The organism is Streptomyces zagrosensis, assembly GCF_014203645.1.
GTDB classification, from domain to species: domain Bacteria; phylum Actinomycetota; class Actinomycetes; order Streptomycetales; family Streptomycetaceae; genus Streptomyces; species Streptomyces zagrosensis.
Genome location: NZ_JACHJL010000015.1, coordinates 140161 through 166267 on the forward strand (window position 1 = coordinate 140161; position 26107 = coordinate 166267).

Annotated in this window: 17 protein-coding genes and 4 pseudogenes; 7 read left to right on the plus strand and 14 right to left on the minus strand. The window is 69.4% G+C overall.

Annotation, left to right across the window (positions count from 1 at the left end; all coding sequences use genetic code 11):
- Window positions 1-133 precede the first annotated feature (133 nt).
- Entirely contained in the window at window positions 134-2881 is a 2748-nt protein-coding gene (gene ppc / locus FHS42_RS25730; RefSeq protein ID WP_184576049.1) for a phosphoenolpyruvate carboxylase, read from the minus strand.
- A 352-nt stretch (window positions 2882-3233) separates the two neighbouring features.
- On the opposite strand from ppc, the gene FHS42_RS25735 reads away from it, so the two are divergent.
- The 3 genes from FHS42_RS25735 to FHS42_RS25745 all read left to right on the plus strand — a co-directional run bounded on the left by FHS42_RS25735 (window position 3234) and on the right by FHS42_RS25745 (window position 5660).
- Entirely contained in the window at window positions 3234-4244 is a 1011-nt protein-coding gene (locus FHS42_RS25735; RefSeq protein WP_184575916.1) for an acyl-CoA desaturase, read from the plus strand.
- Window positions 4244-4933: a TetR/AcrR family transcriptional regulator gene (locus tag FHS42_RS25740; RefSeq protein ID WP_184576051.1), complete on the plus strand. Its 690-nt coding sequence runs from the start codon at window positions 4244-4246 to the stop codon at window positions 4931-4933. The genes FHS42_RS25735 and FHS42_RS25740 overlap by 1 nt, the downstream gene beginning before the upstream one ends.
- A gap of 136 nt (window positions 4934-5069) precedes the next feature.
- Window positions 5070-5660 (plus strand): Uma2 family endonuclease, encoded by a 591-nt coding sequence (locus tag FHS42_RS25745; RefSeq protein ID WP_184575918.1) that lies wholly within the window; start codon window positions 5070-5072, stop codon window positions 5658-5660.
- Window positions 5661-6126: 466 nt separating this feature from the next.
- Here the strand turns inward: FHS42_RS25745 and FHS42_RS36305 are convergent.
- Together FHS42_RS36305 and FHS42_RS25755 are read right to left on the minus strand one after the other, a co-directional pair.
- Window positions 6127-6480, minus strand: a pseudogene (locus FHS42_RS36305) (VOC family protein); the annotation flags it as partial.
- A complete protein-coding gene (locus FHS42_RS25755; RefSeq protein WP_184575922.1) occupies window positions 6477-7394 on the minus strand; it encodes a methyltransferase domain-containing protein in 918 nt (305 codons plus the stop codon). The gene FHS42_RS25755 and the pseudogene FHS42_RS36305, both read right to left, overlap by 4 nt.
- A gap of 134 nt (window positions 7395-7528) precedes the next feature.
- On the opposite strand from FHS42_RS25755, the gene FHS42_RS25760 reads away from it, so the two are divergent.
- The gene (locus tag FHS42_RS25760; protein ID WP_184575924.1) at window positions 7529-8026 is read left to right on the plus strand and encodes a MarR family winged helix-turn-helix transcriptional regulator; all 498 of its coding nucleotides are present in this window, start codon (window positions 7529-7531) and stop codon (window positions 8024-8026) included.
- Here FHS42_RS25760 and FHS42_RS25765 read toward each other — a convergent pair.
- The 4 genes from FHS42_RS25765 to galT all read right to left on the minus strand — a co-directional run bounded on the left by FHS42_RS25765 (window position 7985) and on the right by galT (window position 12873).
- Entirely contained in the window at window positions 7985-8770 is a 786-nt protein-coding gene (locus FHS42_RS25765) for a response regulator transcription factor (protein WP_184575926.1), read from the minus strand. The genes FHS42_RS25760 and FHS42_RS25765 overlap by 42 nt on opposite strands.
- 790 nt (window positions 8771-9560) lie before the next feature.
- The gene (galK, locus tag FHS42_RS25770) at window positions 9561-10715 is read right to left on the minus strand and encodes a galactokinase (RefSeq protein WP_184576053.1); all 1155 of its coding nucleotides are present in this window, start codon (window positions 10713-10715) and stop codon (window positions 9561-9563) included.
- A gap of 119 nt (window positions 10716-10834) precedes the next feature.
- Entirely contained in the window at window positions 10835-11800 is a 966-nt protein-coding gene (gene galE / locus FHS42_RS25775; RefSeq protein WP_184575928.1) for a UDP-glucose 4-epimerase GalE, read from the minus strand.
- Entirely contained in the window at window positions 11797-12873 is a 1077-nt protein-coding gene (galT, locus tag FHS42_RS25780; RefSeq protein WP_184575930.1) for a galactose-1-phosphate uridylyltransferase, read from the minus strand. Before galT ends, galE begins: the two co-directional genes overlap by 4 nt.
- A gap of 106 nt (window positions 12874-12979) precedes the next feature.
- Here galT and FHS42_RS25785 point away from each other — a divergent pair, with 106 nt between their 5' ends.
- Both FHS42_RS25785 and FHS42_RS25790 read left to right on the plus strand, forming a co-directional pair.
- The gene (locus FHS42_RS25785; protein WP_184575932.1) at window positions 12980-14677 is read left to right on the plus strand and encodes a sodium:solute symporter family protein; all 1698 of its coding nucleotides are present in this window, start codon (window positions 12980-12982) and stop codon (window positions 14675-14677) included.
- Between the two features lie 70 nt (window positions 14678-14747).
- Window positions 14748-14981: pseudogene (locus FHS42_RS25790) on the plus strand (hypothetical protein); the annotation flags it as partial.
- 602 nt (window positions 14982-15583) lie between these two features.
- On the opposite strand, the pseudogene FHS42_RS25795 reads toward FHS42_RS25790, so the two are convergent.
- From FHS42_RS25795 to FHS42_RS25810, 4 genes and pseudogenes are all read right to left on the minus strand, one after another.
- Window positions 15584-16243, minus strand: a pseudogene (locus tag FHS42_RS25795) (response regulator transcription factor); the annotation flags it as partial.
- 335 nt (window positions 16244-16578) lie between these two features.
- A complete protein-coding gene (locus FHS42_RS25800; RefSeq protein WP_184575936.1) occupies window positions 16579-18591 on the minus strand; it encodes an outer membrane protein assembly factor BamB family protein in 2013 nt (670 codons plus the stop codon).
- Window positions 18592-18937: 346 nt separating this feature from the next.
- Window positions 18938-20800, minus strand: coding sequence for an ABC-F family ATP-binding cassette domain-containing protein (locus FHS42_RS25805; protein ID WP_184575938.1), 1863 nt, complete (start codon window positions 20798-20800; stop codon window positions 18938-18940).
- Between the two features lie 269 nt (window positions 20801-21069).
- Window positions 21070-22038, minus strand: coding sequence for a 4-(cytidine 5'-diphospho)-2-C-methyl-D-erythritol kinase (locus FHS42_RS25810; RefSeq protein WP_184575941.1), 969 nt, complete (start codon window positions 22036-22038; stop codon window positions 21070-21072).
- A gap of 332 nt (window positions 22039-22370) precedes the next feature.
- Between FHS42_RS25810 and FHS42_RS25815 the strand changes: the two are divergent.
- A pseudogene (locus FHS42_RS25815) lies at window positions 22371-23288 on the plus strand (RNA-guided endonuclease InsQ/TnpB family protein); the annotation flags it as partial.
- Here the strand turns inward: FHS42_RS25815 and FHS42_RS25820 are convergent.
- The 3 genes from FHS42_RS25820 to rsmA form a co-directional block, all read right to left on the minus strand.
- A complete protein-coding gene (locus FHS42_RS25820; protein ID WP_184575943.1) occupies window positions 23278-24009 on the minus strand; it encodes a hypothetical protein in 732 nt (243 codons plus the stop codon). The pseudogene FHS42_RS25815 and the gene FHS42_RS25820 sit on opposite strands and share 11 nt — an antisense overlap.
- Before the next feature lie 970 nt (window positions 24010-24979).
- Entirely contained in the window at window positions 24980-25222 is a 243-nt protein-coding gene (locus FHS42_RS25825; RefSeq protein WP_184575945.1) for a hypothetical protein, read from the minus strand.
- Window positions 25219-26061 carry a 16S rRNA (adenine(1518)-N(6)/adenine(1519)-N(6))-dimethyltransferase RsmA gene (gene rsmA, locus FHS42_RS25830; RefSeq protein ID WP_184576055.1) on the minus strand — a complete coding sequence of 281 codons (843 nt, stop codon included), beginning with the start codon at window positions 26059-26061 and terminating at the stop codon, window positions 25219-25221. Before rsmA ends, FHS42_RS25825 begins: the two co-directional genes overlap by 4 nt.
- Between the last annotated feature and the right edge of the window lie 46 nt (window positions 26062-26107).

Here is a 26107-nt window from a genome sequence, read left to right on the forward strand (position 1 = left end):
CACCGCTCAAGCACTCACGCACCCAGTCGCCCAAGCACTCAGGCACTCAGGCACTCAGGTCATGAGCGCAGAAGCGTAGAAGCGCTCACGCGTTCGCGAACTCACGCACTGGCGCGCTCGCGCGCCCGCGCACTCACCCCGTGTTGCGCAGACCAGCGGCCACGCCGTTGACGGTGAGGAGCAGGGCGCGGGCCAGCAGCGGGTCGGGCTCTTCGCCGCGTGCGGCGGCCTGCCGCTGGCGGTCAAGGAGTGTGACCTGGAGGTAGGAGATCGGGTCCAGATAGGCGTCCCGAACCCGGAGGGTCCGCTTCAGCGCCGGATTGGTATCCAGGAGTTCCTTGCCGCCGGTGATGCTGAGCACCTCCCGCACGGTGAGCTCGTGCTCGGCCTCGATGGTCGCGAAGACGTGCTTGAGGTCGTCCGGTACGAGCGTGTCCACGTAGTGCCGGGCGATGCGCAGGTCAGTCTTGGCGAGCGTCATCTCCACGTTGGACAGGAAGTTCTGGAAGAAGTGCCAGTGCTCGCTCATCTCCTCAAGGACCGTGTCGAGGCCGGCCTCGCGAGCGGCCTTGAGGCCGGAGCCGACGCCGAACCAACCGGGCACGATCTGCCGGGACTGGGTCCAGCCGAAGACCCACGGGATGGCCCGCAGCCCGTCGAGACCGGCGCCGCTGTCGGGACGGCGCGAGGGCCGGGAGCCCAGGTGGAGCTCGGCGAGCTGGTCCACGGGGGTGGAGGCGAAGAAGTACGCGGGCAGGTCCGGGTCGTCCACCAACGCGCGGTACGCATCGTGCGCGGCGTCGGAGACGGTGTCCATGGTGGCGTCCCAGCGGGCCAGCGCCTCATCCGACTGGCGCGGCGCGGTGTGCAGCGCGGACGCCTGGAGCGTGGCGGCGACCGTCAGCTCCAAGTTTTCCCGGGCCAGGGACGGCACCAGGTACTTGTCGGAGATGACCTCGCCCTGCTCGGTGACCTTGATCTCGCCCTCCAGGGTGCCCCAGGGCTGGGCGAGGATCGCGTCGTGCGTGGGGCCGCCACCCCGCCCGACCGTGCCGCCGCGGCCGTGGAAGAGCCGCAGCCGCACCCCGTGCCGGTGCGCCACATCACGCAGCCGGCGCTGGGCCCGGTGGATCTCCCATTGGCTGGTGGTAATGCCACCGAACTTGGAGGAGTCCGAGTAGCCGAGCATGACCTCCTGTACGTCGCCGCGCAGCGCGACCAAACGCCGGTAGGAGGGGTCGGCGAGCATGTCATCGAGGATGCGGTCGGCCTCGCGGAGTTCGTCCGTGGTCTCCAGGAGCGGCACGATGCCGATCTTGGCCCACCCGGCGTGCAGGTCGATCAGCCCGGCCTCACGAGCGAGGACCGCGGCGGCGAACACGTCGTCGGCGCCCTGGCACATCGAGATGATGTACGACTCGATGACCTCGGGCCCGAACCGCTCGAACGCCTCCCTGACCGTGCCGAAGACACCCAGGGTCTTGGCGCCCGCCGCGTCCAACGGGGCCGGGGACGGGCCGAGCGGACGGCGCGAGCGCAACTCCTTGGCGAGCAGCTTGCGCCGGTAGTCGCGCGGCATGTCGGCGTAGCGCCAGGACTCTTCGCCAAGTCGGTCGAAGAGTTGGCCGAGCGCGTGGTGGTGGGCGTCGGCGTGTTCCCGTACGTCCATGACCGCGAGTTGGAGGCCGAAGGCGGCCAGGGTGCGGATGCTGCGCTCTAGCCGGCCATCGGCGATGAGCTGGCCGCGGTGCTCGCGCAGTGACCGCTGGATGAGCAGGAGATCGGCGAGGAGTTCCGCGGTGCCGAGGTAGTCGCGGCCTGGCTGGTGCACCGTGCCGGCGGCCAGCCGGTCCCGGGTGTGGATGAGCTTTTGCCGGATGCAGGTGGCCTTGAGGCGGTACGGCTCTTCGGCGTTCAGGCGCTTGTAGCGGGGGCTGATCTCCGGCAGCCGATCCAGGTCCTCCTGGAGCGAGGTCAGGAGTTCGTCGGTTGCGCCGCAGTTGCGGATGGAGTTCGACAGCGCGGCCCGCAGGTCGTCAATGACCTTGAGGGCGTCGGTGATGCCGTGCTCATGCTGGAGGATCAGCACATCCCAGGTGACCTGGGGGGTGACGTTGGGGTTGCCGTCGCGGTCACCGCCGATCCAGGTGCCGAAGGTGAGCGGTCGGGTGCCGGCGGGCAGCTCGACGCCGACGCGCTCCAACTCGGCCGCCAGGTCCTCCAGGACGTCGCCCACGGCGTTGGCGTGCAGCTCATCCAGGTAGTAGATGGCGTTACGGGCCTCGTCGGCGGGCTCGGGCCGGGCCACCCGCAGCTCGTCGGTCTGCCACAGCAGGTCGATGTTCTCGGCCAGCCTGAGCTGGGCGCGTCGGCTGTCGCCTTCGGCGGCGAGCGTATCGAGGAGGGATGCGATGCGGCGGAGCTTGTTGAGGACGCTGCGGCGGGCCGCCTCGGTGGGGTGCGCCGTGAACACTGGGCGCACGTTCAAATGCGCGACGGTTTCCCGCAGGTGGTCAGCGTCGGCGTCCTTGAGCTGGTCGGCGGTGCGGGAGAGGATGCCGCCCTCGGCGGCGCGGCGGGCGCGCAGTTCCCGTCCGCGGTGCACCTGTTCGGTGACGTTGGCGAGGTGGAAGTAGGTGGAGAAGGCCCGTACCAGCTTGGCGGCGGTCTCAAGATCGGTGTTAGCCAGCAGCTCCGCGGCCGACTCACCCGGCTCCACGCCGTCCCCTGCGGCGGCATGCGCCGCCGGGTCGTCGGACCCAAAGGAGGTGGCGCGGGTCAGGGCGCGGACGCGTTCGACCAGGTCAAGGAGGTCGCGACCCTCCTGGCGTACCAGGGTTTCACCCAGCAGGTCGCCCAGCCGGCGGATGTCGGCGCGCAGGGCCGCACGGCGCCGAGTGGCGCCTGCGGCGTTGTCGGCATCTGCGGCCTTTGGCGCACCCCCGGTGCTCTCGGTGTTTTCTGCACGATCGGTGGGGAACACGTCTTCGGTCACCAAGCTGGCATTGCTGGCGGTCTCGGCACTGCTCACAGGTGCGGCTCCTCGCGAGTACGAGCACTTTGGGCGGGTTTGCGGACCGCGCTGTCCGACGGCACCAGGATAGGACCCCACGCGAAAGACACCGTCTCCCCGGTTATCCACAGCCCCCTTGCCCTGAGTCACGGCCCTGCCATACTTACGGAGCCGTAGGTTACGCATGCGTAGCCGTGTCCCGACCCCCCTGAGGGAATCCATGACTGCAAGCCCCGGCGTAATCGACGACGTGCCAAAAGCCTCAGAATCTCCGCTTCCGCCAGCGACGCTGGGCGGCGACAGCAAGGGGTCGGTCGAACAGATCGCCCTGCTGCTCTTCATCACCGTTCCCTTCGTCGCCTTGTTGGCGGCCATCCCGCTGGTGTGGGGCTGGGGAGTGAGCTGGCTGGATCTTGGACTGTTGGTCGCGATGTATTACATCGGCTGCCACGGCATCACCATCGGCTTCCACCGCTATTTCACGCACGGTTCATTCAAAGCGAAACGACCACTGCGCATCGCGTTGGCGATCGCCGGTTCGCTGGCCGTAGAGGGCCCCTTGGTCCGCTGGGTCGCCGACCACCGCAAGCACCACAAGTTCTCCGACGCCGAGGGCGACCCCCACTCGCCATGGCGGTACGGGGAAAGCCTCTCAGCGCTGATGAAGGGCCTGTGGTGGGCGCACATCGGCTGGATGTTCAACGAGGAGCAGACCTCCCAGCAGAAGTACGCGCCGGACCTCATCAAGGACCCCGCACTGCGCCGCATCTCCCGCCAGTTCGTGCTGTGGACGGTCATCTCGCTGGGCCTGCCGCCGCTGATCGGCGGCCTGGTGACCTGGTCGTGGCAGGGCGCGCTGACCGCGTTCTTCTGGGGCTCGCTGGTGCGCGTGGCGCTGCTGCACCACGTGACGTGGTCGATCAACTCGATCTGCCACGCGGTGGGCAAGCGCCCGTTCAAGTCGCGCGACCGCTCGGGCAATGTGTGGTGGCTGGCGATCTTGTCCTGCGGCGAGTCCTGGCACAACCTGCACCACGCGGACCCGACCTCCGCGCGGCACGGCGTGATGAAGGGCCAGCTGGACTCCAGCGCCCGCATCATCCGCTGGTTCGAGAAGGCGGGCTGGGCCTACGACGTGCGCTGGCCCAGCACGAACCGGATCGACGCACGACGCCAAGACACCACCACAGCCTCCGCCGATCGGGTGAAGGACGCCGCCGGCGCGGCATGATGGGTGACGTGGCGATCGACAGCAACACCAGCAGCAGCAAAAGCCGGTCCGGGGGCGCGGGGGGTCGGCGTGCCCGCCGTATCCGGATGACCGGCAAGGAGCGCCGCGAGCAACTGCTGGACATCGGTCGCATGCTCTTCGCCGAGCGCGGCTTCGAGGGAACATCGGTGGAGGAGATCGCGGCCAAGGCCGGGGTCTCCAAACCGGTGGTCTACGAGCACTTCGGCGGCAAGGAGGGCCTGTACGCCGTCGTGGTGGACCGCGAGATGCGGCAGCTTCTCGACATGGTGACGAGCGCCCTGACGGCGGGGCACCCACGCGAGCTGCTCGAACAGGCGGCGTTCGCACTCCTGGACTACATCGACCAGTACACGGACGGTTTCCGCATTTTGGTGCGGGACTCCCCCGTAGCGCAGTCCACGGGCACCTTCGCGTCCCTGATCAGCGACATTGCCACCCAGGTGGAAGACATCCTGGGCCTGGAGTTCAAGGCCCGCGGCTTCGACGCCAAACTGGCCCCGCTCTACGCACAGGCCCTGGTGGGCATGGTGGCTCTCACCGGCCAGTGGTGGCTGGATGTCCGCAAGCCGAAGAAGGCCGAGGTCGCGGCCCACCTGGTGAACCTCGCCTGGCACGGCCTAGACGGTCTGGAGCCCAAGCCCCGCCTCATCGGCCACCGCAAGAACTGAGCCCTGCGGCGCGGGCGGGGGTAGGCGGGGTGGGTGCCGCTCGTCGAACGGGCTGAGCGGGTGGGCCAAGGGCGTCGCCGGAACGAATCTTCCGGTGAAGGCGGTCGCTAGGCTGGGCCAAAGCGCCGTGAAGGGGATGGCCGTGACCGCCGAGCCGATCGACTGGAAACGTCCGCCGGCCCAGGGCTGGACCTACGAACAGGTCAAGGACCTGGATCTGCCCTTCGAGTGGGAACTGGTGGATGGAGCGATCGCGGTCCGAGGCAGGACCTGCCAGTGGCATGACACGGTGCGGGACGAGCTGTACTTCGCTTTACGCGGCTCCCGGCGTGCCCCGTACGCCGTCAACGCCGAGCGCTGCGTCCTGGTTGATGCGTACAACCCTCCGAAGCCGGATGTGGTGGTCTTCGACCGGACCGGTCTTGACTTCTTCTCGCTGGAGTGTGTCCCCAGCTCCGCCGTGGCGCTCGTCGTGGAGGTCGTCTCGCGGGGCTCGCGCCGCGAGGACCGGTTCCGTAAGCCCGCGATGTACGCGGAAGCAGGCGTGCCCCACTTCTGGCGGGTGGAGCGGGGCGAGGACAACGCGCCGGTGGTGCACGAGTTCCACCTGGACGCGGAGACCGGCGTGTACGCCCCTGCCCTTGCGGGTGCCGTGCACACCGACGTGCTCCGTACGGACGTTCCGTTTCCCGTGGAGATCGAGCTGCGTCGGATCTTCGACGCGTAGCGAGCCGTTCGGCGCCTCGCGGCCCGCGACCGGCCCATCGCAGGCCCCGCCGTAGGGCGGCCCCCGGCGCTCGGTGATCGGGCCACACCCATGGCCGCCCCCAAGGCGCAGCCCCGCCACCAGGCACGCGCGGGCGCCGGCGCCGCACACGGCGTGGGGAGCCATGCGGGCGCTGGACACCCGCGCGTAGTGGAGGCGGGGTCGCACGGGGAGCTCAGTTACGCGGCTCCCGTACGGCGCCCGGCTCGCCCACGACGCCCGGCTCCCCCGCGGCGTCCAGCCCGCTCGCGGCGTCCAGTTCGCTCACAGCGCCCGGCTCGCTCGCCGGTCTCGCTCGGGACTCCCCGTAGGTGGGCGCCGCCAAGGTGCCGGAGGCTGTGGCATCGCGGGCTGTGGCATCGGGGGCTGTGGCATCGGAGGCTGTGAACGTCGTCCGTGCGGGTTCCGGCTGGGTGGCTGCGGCCTCGGGTTCCAAGAACTCCAGCCGATTGCCCACCGGGTCCTCGCCATAGAAGCGGCGGTGGCCTGGAAGGTTGTCGTCCCAGACCACCTTCGCCCCGCGTTCTTCGAGGTGCCGCGCGTACGTGTCGATGCCCTGGACCCGCAGCCCGGGGTGCGCCTTGGCTGCGGGGCGGAAGTGCGGGTCGATGCCCAGGTGCAGGCAGACCGCACCAGCCGCGAACCAGCAACCGCCCCGGGCCGCGAGCGATGGGGGCTTGGGCACCTCGGTCAGGCCGAGTATCCCCACGTAGTAGGCGCGCAGCGCCGCCTCGCTGCCGGGCGGGGCAGCGAGCTGCACATGGTCGAACGCGGTGATCATCCGCCCACCCGATGTGCCACGACGAAGATGCGGCGGAAGGGGAAGACCGTGCCGTATGGCCCCTGGGGATACGCCTTGCGCAGCAGGTCCCGGTACTCGGCGAGGAATTCCTCGGCCGCTGCCGGGTCGTCTGCCAGGGCGGTCAGGACGGGGCGCAGTGCGGTGCCCTTGACCCATTCGAGTACCGGGTCGGCGCCGGTGAGCACCTGTACGTAGGTGGTCTCCCACGCGTCCACCGCGCAGCCGAGGCCGATGAGACGCTCCAGGTAGGCGGCGGGTGTGAGGATGTGCACGAAGCGGCGGCCGAGTCCGTCCAGGCGTCCGCGCCAGCGCGGGGTGTCGCACAGGTCGCCCAGGAGCGCATGGCTGGGCGAGGTGAAGTTGCCGGGCACCTGAAAGGCGAAGGTGCCGTTGGGGGTCAGCGCGTTGACCCACGACTCGAAGGAGTCGGCGTGGTCGGGCACCCACTGTAGGGCCGCGTTGGACACGATCAGGTCGAAGGTCTCCTCGGGCACCCAGGTGCCGGCGTCGGCGGGCTTGAAGTCGAGGTTGCCGCCGCCCTCGGTGGGCCCGGCGTACACCTGGGCCTCGCGGAGCATGTCGGTGGAGTTGTCGTATCCGGTGACGTGTGCGTTGGGCCAGCGGGTGGCGAGGAGGGCAGTGACATTGCCGGGGCCGCAGCCCAGATCGGCTATCCGGGGGGCGGTCGTGCCGGTCCGGGTCGGTGCGCTGGCGCCTGTTCTAGCGCTGGTGGCGGGCGTTGCGGCGGTCTCGGGCGTGGCGCTGATGGCGGGCGCTGCGGCGGTGGTCCCCGGTAAGTCGGGGATGCGGGCGAGGAGATCGAGGAATGGGCGGGTGCGGTGGACGGAGTGGCGGAGATATTGCTGCGGGTCCCATTGTGGTGCGGCGTGCATGTTCGAGCCCCCTTGCAGGTTCAGGACGATCCGAAGCGCCGGGACGCTTCCCGCCCTTCGATGCCCAAGCATCGACGCAAATATCTCTTGACGTCAAGAGACTTCATATCGACAGACCCATTACACTGATCGTCATGGAGGACGAGGTCGATCGGCTGGTCGCGGCGTGGCGGCGGGAACGCCCGGACCTCGACGTGGAACCGCTGGAGGTGCTGAGCCGCGTCAGCAGGCTCGCCAGGCACCTGGACAGGGCGCGGCGGCTCGCCTTCGCCGAGCATCAGTTGGAGCCGTGGGAGTTCGACGTACTGACCTCGCTGCGGCGCGCAGGAGCCCCGTACCAGCTCTCGCCCGGGCAACTACTCACTCAGACGCTGGTCACCTCGGGCACCATGACCAACCGCATCGACAGGCTCGCCAAGAAGGGGCTCGTTGAGCGGCTGCCCGATCCCAGCGATCGGCGTGGTGTGCTGGTCCGGCTGACCCCGGAAGGCCGCGACCGCGCCGATCAGGCGCTGGCCGGGCTGCTCGCCCAGGAGCGGGCCATTTTGGCCGAGCTGTCCTCCGAGCAGCGTCGCGAACTGGCAAGTCTGCTACGCGAGCTGACCGCCCCGTTCGACAACCTCCCCGGCTAGATCCACCGGGCCGACCCCCGCCCGGCGAGCCAGCGCGACCGCCGCCAAGGTGGAGTGCACGCCCAGTTTGCCAAGCACGTTTTGCATGTGCGTACGCACCGTGTGCGGCGACAGATACAGCCGCTCCGCGACCGCCTTACGGCCGAGCCCGGCCACCATGCAGCGCAGCACCTCGCGCTCACGCGGCGTCAGCGACTCCACGAGGCGCTCGCTTTCGGTGCGGTGCTTACGTGCCGCGGTCAATTCCCGTAGGACGCCCGTCAGTAGTGCGGGCGGCAGGTGCGTCTCATCGCGGAGCACGCCCCGGATCACCGCGAGGAGCCGCGAGAGCGAGCAGTCCTTGGCCACCCAGCCGCTGGCCCCCGCCTGGAGGGCGAGCGCCGCTCGGCGCGGGTCATCGCGCTCGGCGAGCACCACGGTGCGCACTCCGGGCTGGCTCGTACGCACCCCGCTGACCAGCGTGATCCCATCGACCACCCGGCGCTCGGCACGCTCCTGTGCGCCGTCGGGGAGTCGCTCGGGCCTGGGTGGCGCGATATCGGTGATGGCGGCGCCTAAGTCCGCGTCCACTAAAAGGACGTCGAAGCGGCGCCCTTCGGCAGACGCCCGCTCCAGACAACGTATGGCGGCCGGGCCGCTCCCGGCTGCCGCGACGTCCACGTCCGGTTCCGCAGCGAGGGCGGCGGCGAGCGACTCGGCGAAGATGCGATGGTCGTCGGCCACCAGAACTCGGATACGTGCCATAGCCACCCCCATGGACTGCCCATGTCCGCGAACGCGGATACAGAGAAACGAAGAACGTCGAACAGAAAGCGCGATAACCACGAAACGGTACGTAAGGAGAACCGTGCAAACCTGGCGAGTGGCCAGGTAGAACGCGTGGCACGAGCAAACAGTGCGGGTACGGCGCCCGGAACTCAAGCCCCCTGGCCGAATCCCACGGGATGCGTCCTCATCCCCACGGCCGCCGCCGTGCGGTGACGAAGACGCTGCCCCAAGCGTCGCACCTGCCTGTCTCGCCCCCTGATAAGCGCCGGCCCCCATCGGCACTGTGCATCAGCCTACGACCGGGGTCGGGCAACGGAAGCGAATTGACGAAACTGCCCGCGTAACTGTTGAGGCTGGGCCCTGCGTTCCACATTAAGGAAGAAGTCAATCAGCCATAGAAAAGCGATCGAGGAATGGCCGGAAGACTCCTACGCCGCCTACATCGGTGCCCTATGCACTCTCCACGCAACGGAAGCGGATACGGAGCAGCCCGTTCAGCTCTTACGGGCCAGTACGGACGGCGCTTTAGCCGACGGAATCGTGAGGCATGTGGGAGGTTACTCAAGGTGCGTAAAGCTGCCGTGGAGGGACGAGCAGCGGCGCGACGAACACCGCTGGTACGCGGTGACTGGCCGAGACTATCCGCACTGCGCGCGCCGAACACGGTGCTGGCTCGGCACTGGCCAGGCGAAGACGCAGACCTGGGCGACCGCTCCCGCAGGCCATGGTGGTCCGCATGGGAGCGGGCCAGGTTCGCCGCTCTTGGCTACCGGAGGAGTAGCCGCCGAGAGCCCGCGGCGGGGAGCGCGGGGAAGATGCGCGGCGGGCGGGCGTGTGCCATCGCGAACGCCTCGTTGATGGCCGTGGCGATCGGGTCCGCGGCTGCCTCTTCCACGAGCACGATGGCGCTGCCGCCGAAGCCGCCGCCGGTCATCCGCGCCCCGAGCGCGCCCGCCGCGTTGGCCGACTCCACCACAAGGTCGAGTTCGGCACAGGACACCTCGTAGTCGTCGCGGAGCGAAACGTGGCCGGCGGTGAGCACCGGGCCGATCGCTCGGGTGTCGCCCGCGTCGAGCAGCGCGATGACCTCTTCCACCCGCCGGTTTTCGGTCACGACGTGCCGCACCCTGCGCTGGACGGCGGGGTTATCGGCCAGCTTATCCAGGGCAGCGTTGAGAAGCGCGTACGGAACATCGCGCAGGGCGCGCACGCCGAGCGCCCGCGCACCTCGCTCGCATGCGGCGCGCCGGTTCGCGTACGCGCCGTCTCCGAGCTCGTGTTTGACCCGGGTATCGACCACCAACAGGCGCAGCCCCTGGGCTGCCACATCGAAGGGGACGTGCCGGTGGGTGAGGTCCCGGGTGTCCAGATACAGCGCGTGCCCCGCCGTACAGCAGGCGGATGCCATCTGGTCCATGATCCCGCAGGGCACCCCGACGAACCCGTTCTCCGCACGCTGGGCAAGCTGGGCGATTCGCTCGGTGGTCAGCCCGAGCCCGTACAGCTCGTTCAGCGCGCTCGCCGTGGCCACCTCAAGCGCCGCCGACGAGGAGAGCCCGGCGCCGGTGGGTACCGTGCTGGTGAAGTGCAGTTCGGCGCCGCCGACCGCAAGGCCCGCCTCGCGCATCGCCCACAGCACCCCGGCCGGGTAGGCCGCCCAACCGGCGCCGGACTCGGGAGCCAGCGCGTCGGAGCGTAGTTCCACGACGCCACCGGGCACATCGGCCGAGTGCAGCCGCAGCACCCCGTCCTCGCGCGGCGAAGCGGCGGCCAGCGTGGCGTGGGGCAGGGCGAGCGGCATGACGAGGCCCTCGCTGATGTCGGTGTGCTCGCCGATCAGGTTGACCCGGCCGGGCGCCGCCCACACGCCGGCAGGTTCGGCGCCGTAGACCTCATCGAACCCGGCGACAACGGCCGACACCTCCGCAGGTCCGGGCGCGCCATCAGTGGCCGCGCCACCCGAATCCACAGCAGGCCCCCGCGCACCGCTGTCTCGTTGCGGCTCTGGCCGCCGCGTACCGCTGTCACTCACACGCTCTCCTACTCTCCTTGCCTGACGAACTCCCAGGCGTCCGCCACGATCCCGGCCAGGTCGGCGCGGGTCGGCTGCCAACCGAGTCGGTCCTTGGCTCGCTCGGCAGAGGCGACAAGGACCGCCGGGTCGCCGCCACGGCGCGGTGCGGTCACCTCGGGCACCGGGTGCCCGGTGACCTTGCGCACCGTCTCGATGACCTCGCGCACCGAGAAGCCGTTGCCGTTGCCGAGGTTGCAGATCAGGTGCTCGCCGCCGGTGGCCGCGGTGAGGGCGAGCAGATGGGCCTCGGCGAGGTCGGCGACGTGGATGTAATCGCGTACGCAGGTGCCGTCCGGGGTCGGGTAGTCGTCACCGAACACGGAGATCGCCTCGCGCTTGCCCTGGGCGACCTGGAGCACCAGCGGGATCAGATGCGTCTCGGGGTCGTGCCGCTCGCCGTAACTGCCGTGCGCGCCGGCGACGTTGAAGTAGCGCAGCGAGACGGCGGCCAGGCCGTGCGCGGTGCACTCACTGCTGATCATGTGGTCCACGGCGAGCTTGCTGGCGCCGTACGGATTGGTCGGCGCGGTCGCGGTGTCCTCGGTGATCGGGGACGTGGCGGGCTCGCCGTAGGTGGCGGCCGTGGAGGAGAAGACGAGGGTGCGTACGCCCGCGTCGCGCATGGCGGCGAGCAGCGCCATGCTGCCACCGACGTTGTTCGACCAATACTTCTCGGGGTGCGCGACCGACTCGCCGACCTGCGAGGACGCGGCGAAGTGCAGCACGCCGTCGTACGAGGAGTCCAGCCAGCGCGCCACGTCCTGGATGCGCCCCTCGATGAACTCCGCGCCCTCGGGCACGCTCACCCGGTGCCCGGTGGACAAGTCGTCCAAGACGGTCACCCGGTGTCCGGCCGCCAGCAGATGTGCGGCGACCACGCTCCCGACATATCCCGCTCCGCCGGTGACCAGGTACTTCTGTCCATCGCTCACGTACTCGCTACCTCTCGCAGTCGCTGCGCCGCGTCCTCCGGCGGCACATCGTTGATGAACACATTCATGCCAGATTCGGAACCCGCGAGGAACTTCAGCTTGCCGGAAGTGCGTCGAATGGTGAAAAGCTCAAGGTGAAGCGCGAAGTCGGCACGGTCAGGCGTGCGAAACGGCGCCTGGTGCCAGGCCGAGATGTAGGGCGTGGGCGGCTCATCGGGGCCAAAGATCCGATCGAAACGGCGCAGCAACTCCAGGTAGACCCGCGGAAACTCGGCGCGCGCCGGCTCGTCTAGGGCGCGCATATCGGGCACGCGCCGCTTGGGGTAGAGGTGCACCTCGTACGGCCAGTGGGCGGCATAGGGAACGAAGGCCGTCCAGTGCTCGGCGTCCACGACGATCCGCCGCCCATCGGCCACCTCGTCAGCGACCACGTCATCGAAGAGGTTGCGGCCAGCAGTGCGCTCGCGATGCGCGGCAAGCGACTCCAGCATGCGCGCGGTGCGCGGGGTGACAAAGGGGTACGCGTAGATCTGGCCGTGCGGGTGACCAAGTGTCACCCCGATTTCGGCGCCGCGGTTCTCGAAACAGAACACCTGTCGCACGGCGGGCAGTTCGGCCAACTCCGCCGTGCGGTCGGTCCAGGCGTCCAGGACCAGGGCGGCCTGTTGCTCGGTGAGGTCAGCGAAGGAGGCGTCGTGGTCGGCGGTGAAGCACACGACCTCGCAGCGGCCCGAGTCTCCGGCGAGCGAGGGGAAGCGGTTCTCGAAGACGACCACGTCGTAGTCGGTGGCGGGGATTTCGCTGCGCCGCGCGCAGCGCGACCCGCTCTCCCCGGGGGCGCTCGGGAGCGAGGGGCACAGCGGGCATGCGTCGGCGGGCGGGTGGTAGGTGCGGGTCTGTCGGTGCGAGGCGATGGCGACGCTGTCGCCGAGCAGCCGATCGACGCGAATCTCGGACGACGTGGCGACGGGCTCCAGCGGGCGTGGGTCCTCCTCGCTGCGCACCAGGTCGTCCCGGGAGTCGTAATAGATCAGCTCACGGCCATCCGCGAGCCTGACCGACGTCTTCTTCACCCTGCACCCCTGTCACGATCCGAAAACATTCCAACATAAGCTTTCAGAAATCAACAATAGCGCGTACTTTTTTGCCGTTCCGTTCGCGCGAAGAAGCGAGAAGCCCATGTATCAGCTAGCCGAAGGACTCCGGCTCTCCACCAACTGGCTCGATTACTCGATCCTTGCCATCTACTTCGTCGTCGTCCTGGGCATCGGCTTCGCGGCCCGGCGCAGCGTCAAGACAAGCCTCGACTTCTTCCTGTCCGGACGGTCACTGCCCGCCTGGGTCACCGGTCTCGCGTTCGTCGCTGCCAACCTGGGGGCGACGGAGATCCTGGGCATGGCCGCGAACGGCGCACAGTACGGCGCATACACCGTGCACTGGTATTGGATCGGCGCCATCCCGGCCATGGTGTTCCTGGGCCTGGTGATGATGCCCTTCTACTACGGGTCGAAGGTCAGGTCCGTACCGGAGTTCTTGCTGCACCGCTTCGGGCCTTCCTCGCACCTGCTCAGCTCCCTCATCTTCGCGGTGTCATCGGTGCTGATCGCCGGCGTGAACCTGTACGCCATGGCGATCGTGCTTGAGGCACTACTCGGCTGGCCGCAGTGGGTGGCCATCGTCGTGGCCGGCTTCTTCGTGCTCGGCTACATCACGCTGGGCGGACTGTCCTCGGCCATCTACAACGAGGTACTCCAGTTCTTCGTTATCCTCGCCGCGCTCATTCCGCTGACCATCGTCGGCCTCAAGCGGGTCGGCGGTTGGGACGGGCTGACCGACTCGCTCACCGGCAAGGGCGGCGCGCAGGGCTCGCACGGCTCGCAGGGTGAGAACTTCCTCAGCGCCTGGGACGGCACCGGCATCGGCGAGGCCAACGCGCTCGGCGCCAACTGGCTCACCATCGTCTTGGGCCTTGGCTTCGTGCTGAGCTTCGGCTACTGGACCACCAACTTCGCCGAGGTACAGCGCGCGCTCTCCGCGAAGAACCTCTCGGCCGCCAAGCGGACCCCGCTGATCGCGGCCTTCCCCAAGATCCTCATCCCGATGGTCGTCATCGTGCCCGGCCTTATCGCCCTCGTGATGGAACCGACGCTGGGCAAGGAGGGCAGCGGCCTCCAGTACAACGACGCCATTCCGGTCCTCATGCGCGATCTGCTACCCAACGGCGTGCTCGGCATCGCGGTGACCGGCCTGCTGGCCGCGTTCATGGCAGGCATGGCCGCCAACGTCTCCTCGTTCAACACGGTGTTCACCAACGACATTTGGGCCGCGTACGTGAAGAAGGACCGGGCCGACGCGTACTACCTGGCAACCGGCCGCTGGGTCACCGCAGTCGGCGTCATCCTGGGCATGGGCACGGCGTTCATCGCCTCCAGCTTCAGCAACATCATGAACTACCTCCAGACCCTGTTTTCCTTCTTCAACGTGCCGCTGTTCTGCGTCTTCATCATCGGCATGTTCTGGAAGCGCAGCACAGGGCCGGCCGGCTTTTGGGGTCTGCTGTCCGGCACGCTGGCCGCGATGCTCAACTACTTCTGGCTCTACAAGCAGCACGTCATCGACATCCCCTCCGACCAGGGGGCGAACTTCGTCTCGGCGATCGTGGCCTTCGTCGTCGGCGCCGTGGTGATGCTGGTGGTCACCCTGGTGACCAAGCCAAAGCCGGTGGAGCAACTGGCCGGCCTCGTCTACGGCACCAAGTCGCCCGGCCTGGAGGAAGCGCCGGCCGAAGGCGACGACGCCTGGTACCGCAAGCCCGCGCTGCTCGGCTGGGGCGCCGTGGTGTTGGCCGCGCTGTGCTACATCCCGTTCTCGCTGTGACCCCCGCCCACCCGCTGCGTGACGGCCACCCGCCCGCTTACGCGCACTCTCACGCGAAGGATGCATCCGCATGAGCGACTATCAGCACGAGGTCAAAGAGCTTGAGCGCACGTCCGCGACCGCCGCGCGACTCTTCGACGTACGCCGCATCATCGGCGGCTTGTTCGTGGTCTACGGCGTCATCGTCACCATCGCGGGCCTGACGGCATCTGACGCGGACCTGAAGAAGGCCGAGGGCATCAACATCAACCTCTGGACGGGCCTGGGCATGCTGGCCCTCGGCCTCTTCTTCCTCGGCTGGCTCTAGCTGCGCCCCATGCCCCCGCCGCCCCCGGCGCCGGACGCAGCGGCGGAAGCAGCCGCAGATCCCGCAGCCGGCCCCGAACGGAACACTTCCGGCCACTGAGCCCGCCACCGTACGGTACGGCGCGGCGCCTCCGGCACGGCCCGTACGGTGCTGTGTCGTGCAGTACGGGGCTGGGCTGGGCTGGGCAGTTGCGTCCCAGCCCCAGTACGTCGCGCCCTCGCTCAGGCCCTGCCCGCAGCCCCAGGCGCTGGGCCGGTGCCAGGGCCGGCCTCGGGGCGGCCCGGGTGGCCCTGGCCGGGGAATCCGCGCCCCCATGGGCGCCCCGCGGCGCCTTGGCCCGACGCGCCCCGACCGTAGTAAGGCCCCTGCCCAGCGGAACCCCGGCCCGGCGGCACCTGGCCCGGCGGCAGTTGACCCGGCGGCGCCTGACCCGATGGCGGCTGGCCTCCGACAGCGCCAGGCCCGTGCCCGGTCGGGCCCGCCGCGCCCCCAAAACCCGCAGCGCCCGCAGCGCCCGCAGCGCCCGTCTCACCTGGAGTGGCGTGGCCCACGCCGCCCTCGCCCAGCGCGCTGGGGAGGTCGATGGCGCGCCGGCTGGCCGCGGCCCGGTCGAGCAGCCCCGTACGGGCGGCAAGCGCCGCCGCCTCAAGGCGGGAGCCGACGCCCAACTTCATCAAAACGCGCTGCACATGCGTACGAGCCGTACTCGGGGCGATGGCCATGCCCGCCGCGATCAGCCGGGTGTCCTCCCCCTCAGCAACCCGTACCAGCACCTCCACCTCGCGTGGTGTGAGCAGTTGAAGCAACCGGGCGCCCTCGTCATCGGGCTGGGCTGCGGGGTTCAGCAGCTCGGCGAACGCCCCCTGGAGGAGCTGGGGCGCCACCGCCGCATCCCCGGCACGCGCCTTGATCATGGCGCGCTCGACGCCCTCGATGCGTTCGTCGTGGCGCACATAACCGGATGCCCCCGCCGCGAAGGCGGCGGCGATGCCCCGCGGACTCGGCACCGGGCCGAGCACCACGACCGCGACCTGGGGTCGCTCCCGCTTGATCCGTATCACCGGCTCAAATGCGCCCGGTTCCGCGGGGGTTCCGGTGCCGAGCAGACACACCTCGGGTGCCCGGCTCACCACGAGGTCCGCAGCGCCCGCACTCGGCGCGGCAGCGGCGAGCACCCGATGCCCGCGGAGCTTCAACGCCGAGGCGAGTGCCTCGGCGAGTAGTCGGTGGTCATCGACCACCATGACTCTCACGCCCATGAACTCCCCCCCATCCGCCCGGGGACGACAGTCCCGGATGTCCGTGGCCCCCGCGCTGACCGAGGTCGCGCCACCGTGGCTGCGCAAGCCCCCCTGCTGCGCACGGCCCCCGACCTCTTGCCCCCGGAAGCTACACGCTCGTTCGACGTTGCGCGCCCCTTAGCAGGAAGAAGCGTCCCGGAATGTCGAAATACATCCCATAGCGCTTACTTCGCGCCGCGAAGGGCACGTCACGGCGCGGCGTGCCATGCCGTGCCGTGCCGCAGCACGACAACGGCCCCGCCAGTACGGAACGTACCGGCGGGGCCGCCACATGTGCATCAGTGCTGCACGGGTCAGTTGGGGCCAAAAACCATGGCGATCAGATCCTCACCGCGCTGATAGTCGCGCGGCTCGGTGGCGTAAATGTCGCCCATGTACAGCTTTTTGTTGGCGTACAAGAACAGCTCGTGGCCCATGCTGTAGTTCGACTCGGTCTCCGCGGTGGCCGTCGCGTTCTGCATCAGCTTGGCCTTCTCGTAGTTCGTCGGATCGACCTGCCAGATCGCGCCGCCCTTGTTGTACGTGGTGTCCTGGTACGCGATGAGGTAGCCGTCCTCGTCTAGGCCAACCGGGGTGATGCTCGCGTCCGGCACGCCATCGGTCTTGCCCACGGACTTGCCGGTCTGTAGCGAGTAGGCGACGATCTCGTTCTCCGGCAGCGTGTCGGAACTGCTGCTGCGCTCCTCGGTCGCCATGAACAGCTTGTCCTTGGTGACGACGACCTTGCTGCACGACTCGACCTCGTTGGTCGAGCACTCCGGGGTGAACTTGCCGTTGCCGGTGGCGATCTTGCTGACCAGCTTGCCCTTGCTCTGGGACGGGTCGATCGTCATGAAGTCGGAGACCGCAGCGCCCGATGAGTCACCCGCGTTGACGCCGATGACCATCGGCTCCGTGGAGATCACGTGCACGTCTTCGATGCCGTCGGTGAGCTTGTACTCCGACAGGACGTTGCCGTCCTTGGGGTTGATGAGCTGGACCGACATCCGCGCCTCGCCGAACTCGCCGCAACCGCGCACCGCGACCAACTTCGGGCCGCCGCCGTACCCGTAATCCGAGCACTCCTCGTTCGGCTGCGGCGACCAGAGCTTGTCGCCCTTCATCGACCAGGCGGCGCCGCCGTCCAGGCCGCCCGCGGCGATGGTGCCACCGCCGATGGTGACCTCGTCGAACTCCAGCTTCTCGTCGGCTTCCTTGATGCTGCGCTGCCATACGAGCTTGCCGTTGGCCAGATCGACCAGGCCAACCTCGCTACAGTCCGGGTACTTGTTCTCCACGGTCGGCTTGCCGTCCTGGAAGACCACGGTGGTCAGGCCCTCCTTGGTGACCTGGCTGCTGCCCCAGCACAGCTCACCACCCAGCGGAATCTCCCACTGCGGTGCCGAGCCGCCGCTGGCCGGGTAACCGACGATCTTGTCGATCTGGCCCTTTGCCCACACCGTGTCGGTGGCCCACAGACCGGGCGAGTTCGCCTGCTCCTTGACCTTGGGCATCGGGACCTTGGCGATCAGGTTGCCGCCCACCAACTTCGGCTTGGGCCGCTTCTTGACGCCGTTGTTCTCGCCGTTCTCGCCCTTTTCGCCGCCTTCGGCGCCCTGGCTGCTGCCGTTCTTCTTCTCGGCCTTGGTGTCGGCGTCGCCATCCTTGGTGGCGAGCCACACGCCTCCGCCGACGACCAACGCGATCGCCACCACGGCACTGACGATGAGCGCCATGCGCTGCTTGCCCGGCCGGTTGCCGCCGCCGGCGGGTGCGGCGCCGGGGACCTGCGCGCCCGGCGGGTAGTTCCCCTGCGGGGCCTGTCCGTAGGGCTGCTGCCCGGGCTGGCCGTACTGCGCCGGAGCGTAAGGCTGCTGGCCTATCTGCGTCGGGGCGTACGGCGACTGCCCGTACCCGCCCTGTGAGGTCTGGGCGTACGGCTGGCCCGGCGCGCCCGGCTGTGTTGGGTAGCCATAGCCACCGGCGCCGGGCGGCGGTGCCTGCGGATAGCCGTAGCCACCGGCCCCAGCGGGCGGGGCCTGCGGCGGTGCGCCGGGCGGCCCTGGCGGTGGCGGAGTGCCGGGCGGCCCCGGCGGCGGCGGGGCCTGCGGGGGCTGGCCGGGCTGTTGCTGCGGGTAGCCGTAACCGCCCGCCTGCGCCGGGGGCTGCTGCGGATAGCCGTAACCGGGCTGTGGGGTCTGCTGCGGGTATCCCTCGGCGGCGTCACCGAAGCCTGGCGTCTTCCCGGTGCCGGGGTCTTGCGGGGCGCCGAAGCCGCCCTGCGGCGGCTGACCGCTCGACGGCGGCTGGTTGGGCGGCTGTGACATCAACATTCCTTCTCGTGCGGGTCCATGGACGAGTGGCCTCCCCCGCGGCCCCCATTGGCTGAAATCCATCGGAGAAGGAGCGAATCGGACATGACTGCGGCCTGGTAATGGGCAGGCGAGCGGAGGTTCTTTGTATCACCCGGTCATCGCATGGCAGGTGCCGGTAGCAGCCGCACCTGAGAGCTGATACCGGCCCGTGACGAGACTGTTGCACCACCCGGGACGGGAATCCCCGAGTCCGCGCCGCCGCCCCCATCATGGGGCGGAACGTGGGCGACCCGGCCGCAGGGGCCGCCGGGCCCGCACCGATCGAGCCGTCAGGCCGCGGGGCGATGCGGGCGAACGGTCATGCGTCTTCGGCGAGTTCCAGCCAACGCGATTCCAGTTCGTCCCGTTCGCCCGACAGCTCCCGCAGTCGGCCGTCGAGTTCGGCAACCCGCTCGAAGTTGGTGGCGTGCTCGGCGATCTGGGCGTGCAGCGTGGTCTCCTGCTCATTGATCTTGCCAAGGCGGCGCTCGATGCGCTGCAACTCCTTCTGCGCGGCACGGGACTCGCCCGCCGACTTCTCCCGCGGCCGATCCTGCTCGCCCCCGGCGGCACCGCCCGGTGATGCAGATGATGCAGATGACGCGGACGAAGCAGCTGAGGCGGCCGGCGCGGCAACGGCCGCGGCCTGCATGCGCCGCCGCCGTTCCAGGTACTCCTCGATGCCGCGCGGCAGCATCCGCAGCGTGGTGTCGCCGAGCAGCGCCTGCACCCGGTCCGTGGTGCGCTCGATGAAGTACCGGTCGTGGCTGATCACCACGAGCGAGCCGGGCCAACTGTCGAGTACGTCCTCAAGCTGGGTCAGCGTCTCGATGTCGAGGTCGTTGGTCGGCTCGTCGAGGAAGAGCACATTGGGCTCGTCCATCAGCAACCGCAAGATCTGCAACCGCCGCCGCTCACCGCCGGACAGATCACCGACCGGCGTCCACTGCTTCTCCTTGGTGAAACCGAACTTCTCGCACAGCTGCGATGCGGTCATCTCCCGGCCGTTACCGAGGTCAACCCGCTGCCGCACCCGCTCGACGGCCTCAAGGACCCGCCAGGTCGGCTCCACCTCGGCAACTTCCTGCGACAGGTAGGCCAACCGCACCGTCTTACCCACCACGACCCGGCCGGCCGCGGGCTGTACCTCACCGTCCGTACGGGCCGCCTGCTCCATCGCCCGCAGCAGCGACGTCTTGCCCGCGCCGTTGACACCGACCAAACCGATCCGGTCACCCGGCCCGAGCTGCCAGGTCAGATGCTTGAGCAAGGTCTTGGGTCCGGCCTGGACCGTCACGTCCTCCAGGTCGAACACGGTCTTGCCGAGCCGCGAGTTCGCGAACTTCATCAGCTCGGCACTGTCACGCGGCGGCGGCACGTCGGCGATCAGCGCGTTAGCGGCCTCGATGCGAAAGCGCGGCTTGCTCGTACGAGCCGGAGCACCGCGCCGCAGCCAGGCCAGCTCCTTGCGCATGAGGTTTTGCCGCTTGGTCTCCTCGGTGGCCGCGATGCGCTCGCGCTCGGCGCGGGCGAAGACGTAGTCGCTGTACCCGCCCTCGTACTCGTGCACCTGGCCGCGCTGGACGTCCCACATCCGGGTGCAGACCTGGTCCAGGAACCACCGGTCGTGGGTGACGACCACCAGCGCCGAGCGGCGCGCCCGCAGATGGCTCGCCAGCCACGAGATGCCCTCGACGTCGAGGTGGTTGGTCGGCTCGTCGAGCACGATCAGCCCGGGCTCGCCGATCAGCAGTTTGGCGAGCGCGATCCGGCGCCGCTCACCGCCGGACAGCGGCCCGATCACCGTGTCCAGACCCTGCGGGAAGCCGGGCAGGTCGAGCCCGCCGAACAGACCGGTCAGCACGTCGCGGACCTTGGCGTTGCCCGCCCACTCGTGGTCGGCGAGATCGCCGATCACCTCATGCCGCACGGTGGCTGTCGGGTCCAGCGAATCGTGCTGCGTCAGCACCCCGAGCCGTAGCCCGCCGGAGTGCGTGACGCGTCCTCGATCGGGCTCCTCCAGCTTGGCGAGCATCCGGATGAGGGTGGTCTTGCCGTCTCCGTTGCGGCCGACGACGCCGATCCGGTCGCCCTCGCTGACGCCGAGGGAGATCCCGTCGAGCAGGGCACGGGTGCCGTACACCTTGCCGACGGTTTCCAGATTGACGAGGTTCGTTGCCATCTCACTCCTGGTGCGGGGGACGTTCGGGTCCCAGCGTAGTCGTCGCCCGGCGCCCGCCGAATCTCGCCGGTGCGCACCGGGCGGATCGACGCGACACGCCGGCCATCCTGGGCATCTCGACGCCTGCGTACGGTCCACGTGCTCCCGGCCACCCCGCATGCCTCGCTTGCCCCGGCGTTCCGGTCCACGGGCCGACGTTGCGGTACACGGGCCGACGGTTCCGTACGCGGACCAGCGGTTCCGTACGCCCCAGGGCTCCCGGCGGAGGCTCAGGCGTCCGCAGCGTTCCGGCTGTCCCGTACGACCGTGGCTCCCGCCGCCGGGCCCGCGGCCACCCGGGCCGTCCGGCACGTTCCGGAGGCGCGGAGCGCCGCCGCTACCTGCTCGGCGCCTGCCGCGTCCTTGGCCAGGAAGGCGCAGGTCGGGCCCGACCCCGAGACGAGGGCGGCGAGCGCCCCCGCCTCCGTACCGGCCCGCAGGGTGTCGGCCAGCGCGGGGCGCAGCGAGATGGCCGCCGCCTGAAGGTCATTGCTGGAGCCAGCGGTGCCCGCGGCCAGCGCGCCGGCCAGCGCCGTGGTGTCGCCGTCGTGCAGCGCGCTCAGCAGGGCAGCCGATGGCTCGGGGTCCGGCACGTCGTCCGTCGTGGCCCCGGTGCCGTGCTCGGCGCGCAGCCGGTCGCACTCGCCGTAGACCGCGGGCGTCGAAAGGCCGCCGTCTGCCACCGCGAAGACCCAGTGGAACGTGCCGCCCACGGCGAGCGGGGTGAGCAGTTCGCCCCGCCCCCGCCCTAGCGCCGCCCCGCCCACCAGGCTGAACGGCACATCACTGCCCAACTCGGCGCACATGTCCAAAAGCTCGGTACGCGATGCCCCCGTGCCCCACAACGCATCGCAGGCCAGCAGCGCCCCGGCGCCATCGGCGCTGCCGCCCGCCATGCCACCGGCGACCGGAATGTCCTTGCTGATGTGGATATGCACGCGAGGCTCGATGCCGTGCCGGGCGGCGAGCAGTTCGGCGGCGCGTGCGGCGAGATTCGTACGGTCGCACGGCACCTGGTCGGCGTCCGGGCCCTCGACCGTGATCCGCAACTCATCGGCCGGCGTGACCGTGATCTCGTCATACAGGCCAACGGCGAAGAAGACGTTGGCCAGGTCGTGGAATCCGTCCGGCCTGCGGCCACCCACCGCGAGTTGGGCGTTGACCTTGGCCGGGACGCGAACGGCGATGGAGGCAGTCACGGTCTCTTGGCTCCTCGAATCGATGGCCGCAGCACGGCGCGGGCAACGGCGGTTGGTGATGATCGCACCCTACGGAGTTTCGGCCAGGTGCCGCGGACCGATGGGGCTGCGCGTCTCGCACACCGGACGGCAACAGCTCCCGGCGGGCGCCGACAGGCGTCCGATAGATACCGGCGGCTACCGGCGGCTCTTGGCGAACCTGCGCGTCCGTGCAGCTTCGCGCGATCGGGCCAGGTGTCTCCGCCGTCAGGCTACCGGGATTGATCGCAGTGCACCGGGCTTCAGCCCGGTGGTGAAGCGATTGTGGGAAGCGCCCGCGCACGGGAGCGCCCCGGTTCAAGTCCCGCAAGGACAATCGGCAGGCCGTACGGTTTACTGCGAACGCCCGATGGAAGATCACGATGGGCGGACACCTGTGTCTGCCGAAGATCGGTGACGTGCGGGTCACATGGTCCCGCAGCCTGCCCTCCAGGCCGTCCACGGTAACCGTGATCAAAGACGCTGCCGGGAGGTACTTCGCGCCCTTCGTCGTGGCAACCGACCCCCAGGCGCTGCCCGAGGTGGCATCCGCCGTCGGCATCGACCTGGGCCTTGGGCACTTCGCGGTCCTGTCCGACGGCACGAAGATCGACGCCCCGCGCTTCCTGCGCCGGGCCGAGAAGAAACTCAAGAGGCAACAGCGCCGCCTGTCCCGCAAGGCCAAGGGGTCGAAGAACAGGGACAAGGCCCGCATCAAGGTCGCCCGCGCTCACGCGCAGGTGGCCGACGCACGGCACGAGTTCCACCACCAGCTCTCAACGAGGATCATTCGCGATAACCAAGCGATTGCCGTTGAGGACCTGGCGGTGAAGGGGCTCGCCCGTACGCGCTTGGCCACGTCCGTCCACGACGCGGGATGGTCCGCATTCGTGACGATGCTGGAGTACCTGGAGTACAAGGCCGTGAAGTTCGGCCGCGGCTTCCTGCGCATCGGGCGGTTCGAGCCGACCCCCCAGGTCTGCTCGCAGTGCGGCGTCAAGGACGGCCCCAAGCCCCTGCGCATTCGCGTAGCCCAGGGAGCGGAAGTCAATAGGCAACCGCCGCGCCCTGGCGGCCGACCGCGGGCTTCCGGTCGCGACTCGTACTGTGCCGTCGCGAGCCGCGCTGCGCCATCACGACCCGCGCTGCGCCAAGGCGCGAAGGTGCCTGGCGGTCGGCCCCCGTCGCACGGAGGCCGACCGCCAGGGTTGCGCGTGTGCGTCAGCCCGTGAAGATCCAGCCGAGCTGGCCGCCGGAGGCTTGGCCTTCGCAGTTGGCCTGGTTGGACTCGAAGAACTCACGGTGGCTGCCGACCATGCACCGCATCAGCGGTAGCGTGCCCACGTCGGACGGCTGCCCTGGGTACATCCAGCCGAGGCGGGTCACATAGGTCTGACCTTCGCAGTTCACGTCGCCGGACAGGAAATTGTCCTTGCGGACGACGCAGTGGTAGAGCGGCACGGTGCCCTCGCGCGGGGACGTGTACAGATGGCCGAGGCTGCCTTCGACGCGGTAGCCCGGAGGCACGTTCCACACGGTGCTGATGTGCTCGCCGTTCGGTCCGATCAGCCGGTTGAGGCTCCGGGTGGGGGGGCTCGATGCCGGGTCGCCCGAACAGGTGCCCTTGACCATGGCGTTGTAGTAGTTACCGGTCACGTGCTGCAAGAGCGGCCCGTCCGTGATGCGGCACTGCGAGTTGCTGAATCCCAGTTCGGCGGCCTGCTGGACGAAGTGGTTGACCGCGGCGGCGCCCGCGATATTCGCCGGGCCGCCACCCATACCGGTGAGGTAGACCACGACCGGGCCGACATTGGTCGCGGTGGCCGATGTGGCCGATGTGGCCCGATGTGTAGAAGCCGGGGCGGCGCTCGCTGGGGTGGCGACAGTCATGGCGACCGCCGCTGCGGCGGTCAGCGCGAGGAGTGTGGTGCGAAGACGCGAGGTGCGGTGCAAGTCCGTACTCCTGATCGTCGGCCGCGACACCCTGTGAGCGATCGCGGGAAGAGCAACGGTGCGCAACCCCCCAATGGGCGGATGCGTATGCATTCCATCCGCTGTATGCGCGTATGGACTAGATCTTCTTCGGCCGATCTCAGGCTTATATCAGCACCAGAGTCCGAACTCAACGTGGCACTACCGGGGCCGGACCTGACAGGCAATAACCATGCCTGTAGGGGGAGTTGACGTCGCATCGGTGGCCGCCTTATGGTTCTCGTGTGTAGCCGCTTGGCTGCATGTTTTTGGGGGGCGGGCTTCATCGCGCAAGCGATAGGAAGCCGGGGAATTAACCCCAGGAGACATGCGGCGCGAAGCGGCTTGTTGCTTTTCCGGGGACTGTTTTCCTCGCGCCCGCCCTTCCCAACTGGGAAGGACCGACGTTGTCGCCACAGGTTGAGCCATCGGGCGAGGATCTTGCCCCGTCACGTACCGCCCCGGAATTCACGGCGGATTCCGATCACCGCAAAGTCGACTTGATCGCGCTCGTGTGCATCCTGGCCGCCTGCACCGCGATCTGCCTATCAGTTGGTGTGGCGGCGCTTCAGGCGGTGATCGGCGCTGTCAGCATCTTGTTCGCCGCATGGCGGACACCACCGCGGACCAGGCGGGAACCAAGACCAGTCTCGGCCCGGCGCCGGCCGCCCCGCCGGCCCGAAACGCGCCGGTGACGGAGGTCGGTTGTGCTCGCTCGGGGCTGGCGACGCGTCTGTGCCGTCGTCCGCCACCTCCCCGGCACCGCCTCCTGCTCGCCGCTCCCCGCTCCCCGCTGCCCGCTGCCCGCTGCCCGCTGAGAACGTGCCGAGTCACCTGGCGCGCTGCGACAGACAAGGGTGCGAAGGAGCGGCGAGTACGGGAGGTCATACGGGCCAGCGGCGATAAGTGCTCACGACGAGCTCATCCGAGTGACGCCACCGATAACCAGCGCTCACTCGGCACGGGTCGAGATGTCCTCGATGAAGCCAAGCAATTCCTGGTTGATGCGCTCGGCGTGGGTGATGAAGAGGCCGTGCCCCGCTCCCGGGTACTCCTCGCAGACGAAGAACGTCGTGATCCGGCTCGGGCAGACCAGCCGCGTATGCGAGCTGCCGCGCCATCGCCGAAGGCGCCCCCGTCGCCTGGTGCCTGGGACTCGGCCCATCCCGAGCGCAGCGAGGGATGGCGCGGTCACCGGCCGGGAGCGTGCTCCGCGATCGCCGCGAACTCCTCCACCGTGAGCGACTCCCCCCGCGCCTGCGGCGAGATCCCGGCGGCCACCAACGCCGTCTCGGCTGCCGCCGCCGAGCCCGCCCAGCCCGCGAGCGCCGCCCGCAGCGTCTTGCGGCGCTGCGCGAAGGCCGCGTCCACGACCGCGAACACCTCCTTCTTCGTCGCGCTCGTCTGCGGCGGCGCTGCGCGCCGGACCAGCGAGACGAGCCCGGAGTCCACGTTCGGCGCCGGCCAGAAGACGTTGCGGCCAATCGCCCCGGCCCGCTTGACCTCCGCGTACCAGGCGGCCTTCACCGAGGGCACCCCGTACACCTTGGAGCCCGGCGGCGCCGCGAGCCGGTCGGCAACCTCGGCCTGCACCATCACGAGCGTCCGCTCGACGGTGGGGAAGGTCGCGAGCATGTGCAGCAGGACGGGCACGGCGACGTTGTACGGAAGGTTGGCGACCATCGCTGTCGGCGGCGGCCCGGGCAACTCGGTGATCCGCATCGCGTCCGAGTGCACCAGTGCGAAGTCCCCGGCGCGCTCCGGCAGCCGGGCGGCCACCGTCGCGGGCAGCGCATCGGCGAGCACGTCATCGATCTCCACCGCCGTGACCCACGCGGCTGCTTCGAGCAGCGCCAGGGTCAGCGAGCCAAGGCCGGGCCCGACCTCCACGACCGTGTCATCGGGCCGTACCCCCGCGGTGCGCACGATGCGGCGCACGGTGTTCGCGTCGATCACGAAATTCTGACCGCGCTGCTTGGTGGGGCGTACGCCGAGCGCGGCGGCCAGTTCGCGAACGTCGGCGGGCCCGAGCAGCGCGACGGACGATTCGGCACCGGGGCCCGCCTCGGCGGCGCTACCG